The sequence below is a fragment of the Micromonospora antibiotica genome, from assembly GCF_017599305.1.
In the GTDB taxonomy this organism is placed as follows: domain Bacteria; phylum Actinomycetota; class Actinomycetes; order Mycobacteriales; family Micromonosporaceae; genus Micromonospora; species Micromonospora antibiotica.
Genome location: NZ_JAGFWR010000013.1, coordinates 20,411 through 33,391 on the forward strand (window position 1 = coordinate 20,411; position 12,981 = coordinate 33,391).

Annotated in this window: 9 protein-coding genes and 1 tRNA gene; 9 read left to right on the plus strand and 1 reads right to left on the minus strand. The window is 72.2% G+C overall.

Features of this window, described 5'->3' with window-relative positions; all coding sequences use genetic code 11:
- Positions 1-13: 13 nt before the first annotated feature.
- The 8 genes from JQN83_RS20905 (at position 14) to JQN83_RS20940 (ending at position 11,842) form a co-directional block, all read left to right on the plus strand.
- Complete coding sequence (locus JQN83_RS20905; RefSeq protein WP_208568833.1) at positions 14-616, plus strand: EboA domain-containing protein; 603 nt, start codon at positions 14-16, stop codon at positions 614-616.
- Positions 617-1,471, plus strand: coding sequence for a TatD family hydrolase (locus tag JQN83_RS20910; protein ID WP_208568834.1), 855 nt, complete (start codon positions 617-619; stop codon positions 1,469-1,471). It abuts the gene before it with no gap.
- A complete protein-coding gene (eboE, locus tag JQN83_RS20915; protein WP_208568835.1) occupies positions 1,471-2,679 on the plus strand; it encodes a metabolite traffic protein EboE in 1,209 nt (402 codons plus the stop codon). Before JQN83_RS20910 ends, eboE begins: the two co-directional genes overlap by 1 nt.
- Positions 2,680-2,743: 64 nt before the next feature.
- On the plus strand, positions 2,744-4,186 hold the full coding sequence (locus tag JQN83_RS20920) for an alkaline phosphatase family protein (protein ID WP_208568836.1): 1,443 nt from the start codon (positions 2,744-2,746) through the stop codon (positions 4,184-4,186).
- Entirely contained in the window at positions 4,183-5,250 is a 1,068-nt protein-coding gene (locus JQN83_RS20925) for a polyprenyl synthetase family protein (RefSeq protein ID WP_208568837.1), read from the plus strand. The genes JQN83_RS20920 and JQN83_RS20925 overlap by 4 nt, the downstream gene beginning before the upstream one ends.
- A 561-nt stretch (positions 5,251-5,811) precedes the next feature.
- Positions 5,812-8,676 carry a carbohydrate-binding protein gene (locus JQN83_RS20930; RefSeq protein ID WP_208568838.1) on the plus strand — a complete coding sequence of 955 codons (2,865 nt, stop codon included), beginning with the start codon at positions 5,812-5,814 and terminating at the stop codon, positions 8,674-8,676.
- Between the two features lie 60 nt (positions 8,677-8,736).
- Complete coding sequence (locus tag JQN83_RS20935; protein ID WP_208568839.1) at positions 8,737-10,449, plus strand: ThuA domain-containing protein; 1,713 nt, start codon at positions 8,737-8,739, stop codon at positions 10,447-10,449.
- Positions 10,450-10,831: 382 nt separating this feature from the next.
- Positions 10,832-11,842, plus strand: a complete 1,011-nt coding sequence (locus tag JQN83_RS20940) for a sugar phosphate isomerase/epimerase family protein (RefSeq protein ID WP_208568840.1) — start codon at positions 10,832-10,834, stop codon at positions 11,840-11,842.
- 55 nt (positions 11,843-11,897) lie between these two features.
- On the opposite strand, the gene JQN83_RS20945 is transcribed toward JQN83_RS20940, so the two are convergent.
- The gene (locus JQN83_RS20945; protein ID WP_208568841.1) at positions 11,898-12,281 is read right to left on the minus strand and encodes a hypothetical protein; all 384 of its coding nucleotides are present in this window, start codon (positions 12,279-12,281) and stop codon (positions 11,898-11,900) included.
- 292 nt (positions 12,282-12,573) lie between these two features.
- Between JQN83_RS20945 and JQN83_RS20950 the strand changes: the two genes are divergently transcribed.
- A tRNA-Asn gene (locus JQN83_RS20950) sits at positions 12,574-12,646 on the plus strand.
- The last annotated feature ends 335 nt before the right edge of the window (positions 12,647-12,981 follow it).

A 12,981-nucleotide genomic window follows, 5' to 3' on the forward strand; every position in this document is an offset into this window, starting at 1 on the left:
GGAGGGGAGACGGATGACACCGGATCGACTGCGGGCCGCGCTGGAGGGCGCACCCGATCCCGACTGGCTGGAGACCGCACTGCGCCGCGTCGCGGCCGAGCCCGGCGCGGTCGGACGGTACTTTCCCGCCGCCGCCCGGCGGTGCGGCCGGCACGACCTGCCCGGTGCCCCCGGCTGGACCGCCGACGAGGCGGCGCGGGCGCTGCTGCTGGCCGCGCTCCCCGCCGACCAGGCCGCCGCGCAGGCCGACGAGGTCTACCGGTACGGCGACGCCGCCGAGAAGCGGGCCGTACTCAAGGCCCTTGCGCTGCTGCCGATCGGCGACGCCGGGGTGCCGCTGCTGCACGACGCGATCCGCACCAACGACACCCGGCTGGTCGCCGCCGCGCTCGGCCCGTACGCCCGGCACCTGGCGGCGGACGCCTGGCGGCAGGCGGTGCTCAAGTGCGTCTTCATCGGGGTGCCGCTGGCCGTCGTCGCCGACCTCGACGACCGGGCCGACGGGGAACTGGCCACCATGCTCGCCGCGCTCGCGGCGGAACGGCACGCCGCCGGTCGGCAGCTCCCCGCCGATGCCACCGCACTGCTCGACCGGCTCACCATCAGGGAGGCGTGAATGCGCATCTTCGACCCGCACATCCACATGACGTCGCGGACCACCGACGACTACGAGCGGATGGCCGCCGCCGGGGTCCGCGCCGTGGTCGAGCCGGCCTTCTGGCTGGGGCAGCCGCGCACCAGCGCCGCCTCCTTCGCCGACTACTTCGACTCGCTGATCGGCTGGGAGCCGTTCCGGGCCGGCCAGTTCGGGGTCCGGCACCACGCCACCGTGGCGCTGAACCCCAAGGAGGCCAACGACCCGCGCTGCCGCCCGGTGCTCGACCTGCTGCCCCGCTACCTGGAGAAGGACGCCGTGGTAGCGGTCGGCGAGATCGGCTACGACGACATGACGCCGGCCGAGGACGAGGCGTTCGCCACCCAGCTCGCGCTGGCCGTCGACCACGACCTGCCGGCCCTGGTGCACACCCCGCACCGGGACAAGGCGCGCGGCGTCGAACGCAGCCTCGCGGTGGTCGCCGAGAGCGGCATCGCGCCGGGTCGGGTGGCGCTGGACCACCTCAACGAGGTGACCGTGAAGCTGGCCCGCGACAGCGGCTGCTGGCTGGGTTTCTCCATCTACCCGGACACCAAGATGTCGCCGCCGCGGATGGTGGAGCTGCTGCGCACGTACGGCACCGAGCGGATGCTGGTCAACTCGGCCGCCGACTGGGGCCGCTCCGACCCGCTGCTGACCCGGGCCACCGGTGAGGCGATGCTGGCCGCCGGATTCACCGACGACGACGTCGACCTGGTGCTCTGGCGCAACCCGGTGGAGTTCTACGGGCAGTCCGGCCGGCTCGACCTGACCGACCTGGACACCCCGTCCAGCGGCACCTTCGAGGGCAACTCCATCCTGCGCGGCGGCGACTGATGCGGCTGCGGCACGCCGATGGCAGCACCGTCCACCTCGGCTACTGCACCAACGTGCACCCCGCCGAGGACGCCGCCGGCATCCTCGCCCAACTCGACACGTACGCCCTGCCGGTGCGGGAGGCGCTCGGCTCGGACCTGCTCGGCCTGGGGCTGTGGCTGGCCGCCCCGGTCGCCGCCGAGCTGGCCGCCGACCCGGCCGCCCGTCGCCGGTTGCGCGCCGAGCTGACCCACCGGGGGCTGGAGGTGGTCACCCTCAACGGCTTCCCGTACGCGGCCTTCCAGGCCCCGGTGGTCAAGGGCGCGGTGTACCACCCGGACTGGACCACCGGGCAGCGGCTGCGCTACACCCTCGACCTGGCCCGGATCCTGGCCGACCTGCTCCCCGACGACGCGGCCCGGGGCTCCATCTCCACCCTGCCGCTGGCCTGGCGGCAGCCCTGGGACCCGACGCACGCCGGGGCGGCCCGCCGCCGGCTCGACGCGCTCACCGCCGGCCTGGCCGAGGTGGAACGCGACACCGGCCGCCCGGTGCGGGTCGGTTTCGAACCGGAACCGGGCTGCGTGGTGGAGAGCAGCGGGCAGGCCGCCGCCCTGCTGGGCGGCCTGGACCCGGACCGGCTCGGGATCTGTCTCGACCTGGCCCACCTCGCCTGCGCCTGGGAGGAACCCGTCGCGGCGCTGGCCCGGCTGCGCTCCGCCGGGCTGCCGGTGGTCAAGGTGCAGGTCTCCGCCGCGCTGGAGTCGGCCGACCCGGTCGCCGACGCCGACGCGCTGGGCCGCTGGGTGGAGCCCCGGTTCCTGCACCAGACCCGCACCGCCGGTTGCGCCCACGCCGCCGACCCGGCCGACCCGGCGTACGCGGCCGACGACCTGGACGAGGCGCTGGCCGCGCGGCTGCCCGGGGCGTGGCGGGTGCACTACCACGTGCCGCTGCACGCCCCGCCCGAGCCGCCGCTGACCTCCACCCTGCCGGTGCTGCGCACCGCGCTGGCCGCGCTGCTGGCCGGCCCGACGGCCGGCTGCGACCACCTGGACGTCGAGACGTACACGTGGGGGGTGCTGCCGGCGGCGCGGCGTCCGCGCACCGATGCGGAGCTGGCCCTCGGGATCGCCGCCGAGCTGGCCTTCGCCCGCGACGAACTGGTCACCCTCGGCCTCACCCCGGCCGAGCGAGCCGTCCCGACGACCCTGGGGGTACGACGATGAGCGAGCGTCACCGACCGGGCACCGTGCGGTGCCACCGCCGTGCCGGGCGCAGCGGGATGTCGGCATGAGCCGCCGGTTGGTGGTGCTGGACGTGGTCGGGCTGACCCCCCGGCTGCTGGCCCACATGCCCCGGTTGCGTGCCGTCGCCGAGCAGGGGTTCTCCGCCGAACTGGGTACCGTGCTGCCGGCGGTCACCTGCTCGGCGCAGGCCACCCTGCTGACCGGTGAGCAGCCGTCCGGGCACGGCATCGTCGGCAACGGCTGGTACTTCCGTGACCTCGGTGAGGTGCTGCTGTGGCGGCAGCACCACGCGCTGGTCGGCGGGGAGAAGGTGTGGCAGGCGGCCCGCCGGGTCGAGCCCGGCTACACGGTGGCCAACGTCTGCTGGTGGTACGCGATGGGCGCGGACGTCGACTGGACCGTCACGCCCCGCCCGATCTACTACGCCGACGGGCGCAAGGAACCGGACTGCTGGACCGACCCGCCGGAGCTGCACGACACGCTCACCGCCGCGCTGGGCACCTTCCCGCTGTTCACCTACTGGGGACCGGGGGCGGGGCTGCCCTCGTCCCGCTGGATCTGCCGGGCGGCTGAGCGGATCCTCGCCGACCAGGCCCCCGACCTGACCCTGGTCTACGTCCCGCACCTCGACTACGACCTGCAACGCTTCGGGCCGTCCTCGCCGCGGGCCACCGCCGCGGCGGCGGAGCTGGACGCGGTGCTCGCGCCGCTGCTGGACGCCGCACGGGCCGCCGACGCGACGGTGGTGGCGCTGTCGGAGTACGGCATCACCGACGTCTCCCGCCCGGTGGACGTCAACCGGCTGCTGCGCGCCGAGGGGCTGCTGCGGGTCTACACCCAGGACGGCATGGAGTACCTGGACCCGTGGACGTCCCGGGCGTTCGCCGTCGCCGACCACCAGATCGCCCACGTCTACGTGAAGGACCCGGCGGACGTGGCGGCGGTGGCGAAGCTCTGCGCCGGGCTGCCCGGGGTGGCCGAGGTGCTCGACGCCGAGGGCAAGGCGGCGGCCGGGTTGGACCACGAGCGGGCCGGTGAACTGGTGCTGGTGGCCGAGCCGGACTCCTGGTTCACCTACTACTACTGGCTCGACGACGCCCGTGCCCCGGATTTCGCCCGGAACGTGGAGATCCACCGCAAGCCCGGGTACGACCCGGCGGAGCTGTTCTTCGACCCGGCCGCGCCGGGTGCGGCGAAGCGGCGGGCGGGGGTGGCGCTGGCCCGCAAGAAGCTCGGCATGCGTTACCTGATGAGCGTGGTGGGTCTGGACGCGGGGGCGCGGGCGGTCCGGGGTTCGCACGGCCGGTTGCCGGCCGACCCGGCGGACGGCCCGGTGCTGCTCTGTTCCGACCCGTCGCTGGCCCGGGACTCCTTCGCCGCGACGGAGGTCAAGGCGCTGCTGCTGGACCTCGCCGGGCTGGGAGCGGGTGCCGACGGGGCGTCGACGGCCCCGACCGGCCCGCCGGGCACGGGGGACCGGCGGTGACCCTCACCGCCGCCCCGACCGACGCCAGTGAGCTGCGGACCCGCTTCGACGCCGAGCTGGTGGCGTTTCTCGACCGGCAGGGTCCGGACTGGCCGGACGGTGCCCCACGGGGCATCTTCACCGCCCTGCACCGGTTCGTGCTGGCCGGCGGGAAGCGGCTGCGTCCGCTGTTCTGCTACTGGGGTTGGCGGGGTGCCGGGGGAGCGGACGACCGCCCGATCGTGGTGGCCGCGGCGGCGTTGGAGCTGTTCCACGCGTTCGCGCTGATCCACGACGACATCCTCGACGGCAGTGACCACCGTCGGGGTGCGCCGTCGGTGCACCGGGTCTTCGCCGAGCTGCACACCCGTTCGGCGTGGCGGGGCGACCCGGAGACCTACGGCCGCAACACCGCCCTGCTCTGCGGGGACCTCTGCGCGGCCTGGTCGGACCAGATGTTCCACGAGTGCGGGATGACCTCCGCGCAGATCTGGCAGGGGTACCGGGTCTTCGCCCGGATGCGTACCGAGGTGATCGCGGGGGAGTACCTGGATCTGGTCTCCGGGGTCGGGGACGGCTCGGTGGCCAGCGCGCTCACCGTGATCCGGATGAAGGCGGCCCGCTACACGGTGACCCGGCCGTTGCAGATCGGTGCGGCGTTGGCCGGTGCCCCGGCGGAGCTGGTCGCCGCGCTCGTCGACTTCGGTGACCCGCTGGGGGACGCCTTCCAGCTCCGCGACGACGTGCTGGGGGTCTTCGGTGATCCGGCGGTGACCGGGAAGTCGATCCTGGACGACCTGCGGGAGGGCAAGCCGACGGTGATGATGGCGATGGCCCGCGACGCCGCCGACCGGGCCCAGGCCGCCCGGCTGCGGGAGTTGTTCGGCAATCCCGAGCTGGACGCGGCGGGTGCCGCCGATCTGCGGGCCATCATCGAGGCGACCGGCGCGCGGGAGAAGATCGAGCGGCTGATCCGGGTCCGGGCCGACGCGGCCCGGGTCGCGCTGGCCCAGGTGCCGCTGGCGGAGCCGGCCCGTGCCGCCCTGGCGGGCCTGGCCGACCAGGCCGTGCACCGGCAGCACTGAGCCGGGCCGCTCCGACGGTCCGGGCTGTGGGTCCGGCGCGGTGGGCGGTGCTCCGACCGGCAGGCGCCCGGTCTTTCATCAGATGAATGTGGATTCCCGTACGGCCGGGTCGTCCCCGCCTGCCGGCCGGTGCCGCCGGGCTGCGGCAGGTCGGGGCTACCCGGGGTGGAACTGCTCGTCACCGTTCGGTGACCCACGGGTCGACCGGCCCGCCGCTGCTCGGCGCGGGACCGGGGATGCCCGACCGGTGGGCGGGCTTCATCTGATGAAAACCCACACCGGTGGGCAGAGGGTATAGACATTGACATAGGTCACCATTAATGTTTGTGGCATCACGGGCATGTTTCGTCAAGGTGAACCGGCGGCGCGGTAACCCCTCGGCGAGCGACCTTCCGCCGGCGGTTCGCGCCCCGGCCGAGGGTTCTGACCGGCCGACCGGGGCACCCCGGCCGCCCGGCCTGCCCTGCCACACCCCACCACTCCACCCCACCACCCCGGCATCCGGCGCGGCGGCACGCGTCCCGCCCTGGCCGTGATCCGTCAGGAAGGGACAGCCCTCCAATGTCCACAAAGGACTACACCGGTCACCGTTCCCGACGGTGGCTACCCTCCGCAGCAGCACTGCTGCTGGCCGTCACCGCCGGTGCGGTCGCCGCCACCACCACCGGCCCGACCGCCCCGGCCGCCGCGCACACCATCAACGCCAGCGACTTCCAGCAGGTCGAGCTGGCCCGGGGCGTCAACGAGATGGGCGAGCCCATGTCGCTGGCCGTGCTGCCGGACCGGTCCGTGCTGCACACCGCCCGCAACGGCACCGTGCGGCGCACCGACTCCGCCGGCGTGACCCGGGTGATCGGCACCATTCCCGTCTACACCCACGACGAGGAGGGGTTGCAGAGCCTCGGGGTCGACCCGAACTTCGCCACCAACCGGTTCATCTACCTCTACTACGCGCCGCCGCTGTCCACCCCCGGCGGCGACGCGCCCGCCACCGGCAGCAACTGGTCCGCCTGGCAGGGCGTCAACCGGCTCTCCCGGTTCACCCTCAACAGCGACTTCACCATCAACCAGACCAGCAAGGTCGACGTGCTGGACGTGGCGACCGACCGGGGCATCTGCTGCCACGTCGGCAGCGACATGGACTTCGACGCCGCCGGGAACCTCTACCTGTCCACCGGCGACGACAGCAACCCCTTCGACTCCGCCGGCTACTCGCCGCTGGACGAGCGGACCAACCGCAACCCGGCGTACGACTCCCAGCGCGGCGCCGGCAACACCAACGACCTGCGGGGCAAGCTCCTGCGGATCAAGATGAACGCCGACGGGACGTACTCGATCCCGAGTGGGAACCTGTTCCCCCCGGGCACCGCGAAGACCCGCCCCGAGATCTACGCGATGGGCTTCCGCAACCCGTTCCGGATCAGCGTCGACAAGGCCACCGGCGTCGTCTACGTCGGCGACTACGGGCCGGACGCCGGCAGCACCAACGCCAACCGGGGCCCCTCCGGCCAGGTCGAGTTCAACCGGGTCACCGGCCCCGGCAACTACGGCTGGCCGTACTGCACCGGCACCAACACCACGTCCGAGACGTACAACGAGTGGAACTTCGCCACCAACTCCACCGGCCCCAAGTACAACTGCACCGGCGGGCCGACCAACAACTCGTTCCGCAACACCGGCCTGACCACCCTCCCGCCGGCCAAGCCCTCCTGGATCCGGTACGGCGGCGATGCCGGCAGCCCGGCCGCGTTCGGCGGCGGCTCCGAATCCCCGGCGGCCGGCCCGGTCTACCGGTACGACCCGAACAACCCCTCGGCGACGAAGTTCCCGCAGGCCTTCGACGGGCAGTTCTTCGCCACCGAGTTCGGCCGGGGCTGGGTCAAGCCGATCCACGTCAACTCCGACGGGTCGCCCGGCACCATCGACAGCTTCCCCTGGGTGGGCAAGCAGGTGATGGACTCCGCGTTCGGCCCCGACGGGGCGTACTACCTGCTCGACTACGGCACCGGCTACTACAACGGTGACGCCAACTCGGCCCTGTACCGCTTCGACTACGTCGGCGTCGGCAACCGGGCGCCGGCCGCCCGGGCGAGCGCCGACCGGACCTCCGGACCCGCGCCGCTGACCGTGAACTTCTCCTCGGCCGGCTCCGCCGACCCCGAGGGTGGGGCGTTGACCTACTCGTGGGCGTTCGGCGACGGCACCACCTCCACGGCGGCCAACCCGACGAAGACGTACACCACGGACGGCTCGTACACCGCGACGCTCACCGTGCGGGACCCGCAGGGGGCGACCGGCACGAACAGCGTGACGGTCAGCGTCGGCAACACCGCTCCGACGGTCACCATCACCGGCCCGGTCGACGGCTCGCTGTTCTCCTTCGGTGACACGGTGCCGTTCAGCATCACCGTCACCGACCCGGAGGACGGCACGGTCGACTGCACCAAGGTCAAGATGACCTACGTGCTCGGCCACGACCAGCACGGTCACCAGATCTCCTCGGTCGACGGCTGCTCCGGCACGATCACCATCCCGGTCGACGGCGAGCACGACGACGCGGCGAACATCTTCGCGATCTTCGACGCCGAGTACACCGACGCCGGTGGGCTCACCACGCACACCCAGCACACCCTGCAGCCCCGGCACCGGCAGGCCGAGCACTTCAAGACCTCGTCCGGCGTGACCCTCTACGACAAGACCCCCGCCGAGGGCGGCAAGACCGTCGGCAACATCGAGAACGGGGAGTGGATCGGGTTCTCCCCGTACCAGATCGGCAACGTCACCTCGTTCACCGCGCGGGTCTCCTCGGCCGGTTCCGGCGGCACCCTCCAGATCCGCGCCGGCTCACCCACCGGCACCGTGCTCGGGCAGGCCAGCGTGCCGGTCACCGGCGGCTGGGAAACCTTCACCACGGTCACCGGCACGGTGTCCGGCGCACCCACCGGCACCACCACGCTCTACCTGACCTTCGCCGGTGGCACCGGGCTGCTCTACGACCTGGACGCCTTCACCCTGAACACCGGCACCGTCCCGCCGCCGACCAACGGCACCGGGCCGATCAAGGGGCTGGGCGGCAAGTGCCTGGACGTGCGTAACGCGGCCACCGCCGACGGCACCCAGGTGCAGATCTTCACCTGCAACGGTGGGGCCGGGCAGACCTGGACGGTCACCCCGAACGGCCCGATCAAGGCGCTCGGCAAGTGCCTCGACGTCAACGGCGGCGGCACCGCAAACGGCACCAAGATCCAGCTGTGGACCTGCACCGGCGGCAGTCCGCAGGTCTGGTCGGCGCAGTCCGACGGGACCCTGCGTAACCCCGCCTCGGGCAAGTGCCTGGACGTCTCCGGCAACACCTCGGCCGACAGCACCGTGGTCCTGCTGTGGACCTGTAGCGCCGCCGCAAACCAGAAGTGGACCCTGCCCTGACCTGACGGGCGCGGGACCGGCAGTGTCCGGTCCCGCGCCCCCGGCGTACTGGAGCACGACATGAGACTTTTCCGGCCCATCCTCGGCGCGGCCACCGCCGTCCTCGCCGCCATCGCCTGCACCGCCCCGGCCACCCCCGCGTCGGCCGCCGACGTCGCCTACGACGTGCTGGTCTTCTCCAAGACCGCCGGCTTCCGGCACGACTCCATCGCGGTCGGCACCCAGGCCATCCGTGACCTGGGCGCGGCCAACAACTTCACCGTCACCGCCACCGAGGACGGTGGCCAGTTCACCAGCGCCAACCTCGCCCGGTTCGAGGCGGTGATCTTCCTCAACACCACAGGCGACGTGCTCAACGCCAGCCAGCAGAGCGCCTTCGAGTCGTACATCGCCGCCGGTGGCGGGTACATGGGCGTGCACTCCGCCGCCGACACCGAGTACGACTGGCCGTTCTACGGCAACCTGGTCGGGGCGTGGTTCGCCTCCCACCCGGCCATCCAGCAGGCCACCGTACGGGTGGAGGACCGCGCGCACGCGGCCACCGCCCACCTCGGCCCGACCTGGCAGCGCACCGACGAGTGGTACAACTTCCGCACCAACGCCCGCTCCACCGCGCACGTGCTGGCCAACCTCGACGAGTCGTCGTACTCGGGGGGTGGGATGGGGGCCGACCACCCGCACGTGTGGTGCAAGACGTACAACGGCGGCCGGTCGTTCTACACCGGCGCCGGGCACAACCAGTCGGCGTACTCCGAGCCGGCGTTCCGGGCCCACCTGCTCGGCGGCATCCGGTACGCGGCCGGCCGGACGAAGGCCGACTGCCGGCCCGAGACCGGTTACACCGCCCTCTACAACGGCTCCACCAACGGCTGGTCGCAGGCCGGGCCGGGCAGCTTCACCAACTCCAACGCCACCCTCAGCTCCGTCGGCGGGCTGGGCATGCTCTGGTACAGCGCGAAGCAGTTCACCAACTACTCGCTGAAGCTGGACTGGAAGGTGGACGGCGACGACAACTCGGGCGTCCTGATCGGCTTCCCGCCGTCGAGCGACCCGAACTCGGCGATGGACAACGGCTACGAGGTGCAGATCGACGCCACCGACACGGTCGACCGGACCACCGGCTCGGTCTACTCGTTCCAGGCCGCCGACCAGGCCGCCCGGGACGCGGCGCTGAACCCGCCGGGGGAGTGGAACACCTACGAGCTGCTGGTCGAGGGGGAGCGGCTCCAGGTCTTCCTCAACGGCGCGAAGATCAACGACTTCACCAACACCAACCCGGTGCGCTCGCTCGCCGGCCACATCGGCATCCAGAACCACGGCACCGGTGACGACGCCTCGTTCCGCAACATCCGGATCAAGGAGCTGGGCGGCACCACGCCGACCAACGGCACCGGCCCGATCAAGGGCCTGGGCGGCAAGTGCCTGGACGTGCGCAACGGTGCCACCGCCGACGGTACCCAGATCCAGATCTTCACCTGCAACGGCAGCGCCCGCCAGACCTGGACGGTGACCCCGAACGGCCCGATCAAGGCGCTGGGCAAGTGCCTGGACGTCTCGGGCGGCGGCACCGCCAACGGCACGAAGATCCAGCTCTGGACCTGCACCGGTGGCAGCCCGCAGGTCTGGTCGTCGCAGTCCGACGGCACCCTGCGCAACCCCGCCTCGGGCAAGTGCCTGGACGTCAACGGCAACAACTCGGCCGACAACACCGTGGTCCTGCTCTGGACGTGCAGTTCCTCCGCCCCCAACCAGAAGTGGACCCTCCCCCAGTAACCCACCCACCCACTCCGACCCCGGCTCCCGTCCGTGGGTTCGCATCGGTGATCAAGAGGTTTGCGTCACGCGGGTCGCCCGTCGTGACGCAAACCTCTTGATCGTTACCGGCTCGGTCCGGCCGGCTCGGTCCGGCGGGGCCGGGGTTGACGGGTCCCGCCGGGCCGGGCGGGAGGGGTTTCGTGAGGGGCGGGGCGGGCCTAGAGTGGTGGGCGGCGACCTGCGGGTGGCCGGTGACCCGACGGGAGGCGCAACCCGTTGGGCCCAGGTGCACGTGCACCCACCGGTGATCCGGCACGGCCTCCGACGTACCGGCCCGGCCCGGTCACCCTCGCCCCGGTCCCGCCCAGGAATCCCCACCACAACAGGGGAGAGACAGACGATGGCGCGACCGATCACGCTCTTCACCGGCCAGTGGGCCGACCTGCCGTTCGAGGAGGTATGTCGGCTCGCCTCCGAATGGGGCTACGACGGACTGGAGATCGCCTGCTGGGGCGACCACTTCGAGGTCGACAAGGCACTCGCCGACGACTCGTACGTCGAGCGCAAGCGGGAGACGCTGGCCAAGCACAACCTGAAGGTCTTCACGATCTCCAACCACCTGGTGGGCCAGGCCGTCTGCGACCACCCGATCGACGAGCGGCACCAGGACATCCTGCCCGCCCGGATCTGGGGCGACGGCGAACCCGAGGGGGTACGCCAGCGGGCCGCCGAGGAGATCAAGGACACCGCCCGCGCGGCGGCGAAGCTCGGGGTGGACACGGTGGTCGGCTTCACCGGGTCGTCCATCTGGCACACCCTGGCGATGTTCCCGCCGGTGCCGCCGGCCATGATCGAACGCGGCTACCAGGACTTCGCCGACCGCTGGAACCCGATCCTCGACGTCTTTGACGAGGTGGGGGTGCGGTTCGCCCACGAGGTGCACCCCAGCGAGATCGCGTACGACTACTACACCACCAAGCGGACCCTGGAGGCGATCGACCACCGGCCCGCGTTCGGCCTCAACTGGGACCCGTCGCACTTCGTGTGGCAGGAGCTGGACCCGGTGAACTTCATCTTCGACTTCGCCGACCGGATCTACCACGTCGACTGCAAGGACGCGAAGGTACGCACCGGGGACGGTCGGCGGGGTCGGCTCGCCTCCCACCTGCCCTGGGCCGACCTGCGGCGCGGCTGGGACTTCGTCTCCACCGGCCACGGTGACGTCCCCTGGGAGGACTGCTTCCGGGCGTTGAACGCGATCGGCTACACCGGGCCGATCTCCGTGGAGTGGGAGGACGCCGGGATGGACCGGCTGGTCGGTGCGCCGGAGGCGCTGGAGTTCGTCCGCCGGCTCGCCTTCGACGCTCCGACGGCGGCGTTCGACGCGGCGTTCAGCAGCGGCAAGGACTGAGACGTACTTCGGGCCGGTCGCCACGTGGCGACCGGCCCGAACGACGTACGGACGATCAGAGGGTGCTGCCGTTGGTGCCGGTGCCCGGCGCCTTCGGCTTCGGGGTGGTCACCGACGAGCTGGTCGGGCTGACGCCCGACTTGGCGCCGACGGTGGCGGGGGTGCCCGCGAAGGCGTCGTCCGCCGGGGTCAGCTCCGGCTTGCCACCGTTGCCGGTGTGCAGCTTCTCGCCGAGCTTGGACTGGCCGAGCTTGTCCTTGCCCTCGCTGTAGAGGCGGTTGGCCTGGGCCTGCGCGACCCCGGCCGCCTCCTGGACGGTCGGGTGGTCGAGCACCTTGCGGCCCCGCACCACCAGCTCCTCGTACTTCTCCCGGCCGGCACGGGCGCCCAGGACGAAGCCCGCAGCCAGCCCGCCAAGAAACATGATCTTTCCGCGCATGGCGGCTCCTTCCGTACCTGACGCTCCCGTCGTTCCCGCCCGGTGGTGCCGGTCGGGAACGACCATCGTCGCGCCCCACAATTTCTCGGTCGACAGCTAACTACCCATCCTGCTCCGCAGTCATACCTGCTTGGGTGGGGATGGCGATTTGTCCTTATTGTTGGGGCTGATCGTCCCACCCCGTGGCGGCGTGGTCGAAAGCGGCAACCCCCTGGACCGAACCCCCCCGAAGTCCTGTACTCTTGTGCCGTCGCCGAGCGCCGGAGAGATCCGGTTCACCGCGACACGGCAGTCCCCCGTAGCTCAATTGGCAGAGCAGCCGGCTGTTAACCGGCAGGTTTTTGGTTCGAGTCCAAACGGGGGAGCGCAATCCCCACCACGAGCCCGTCGGCCCCTGCCGACGGGCTTTTCCATGCGCCCGGCCCCGCCGCCCGCCCGTCCCCCTGCGACCCCGCGCCGCCTCGCGACCCCCGCGCGGTCACCGCCGCACTCGCGCTACCGCCACCAGCGCCCCCGCTCTGCTGCCCCCGGGTGACCGCGTTGCCGTTGTTCCGCCCGATGCGTTGCCGCTCTGCTGCCCCCGGGTCGCCACGTCGCCGTTGTGCCGTCCGCCCGGTGCCGCCGCTCCGCTGCCGTGCCGCTTCCGTTCGGTCGCGTGACGTCCGGTTGCTGTCGCCGGTGCCGCCGGGCCGTGTCTGGG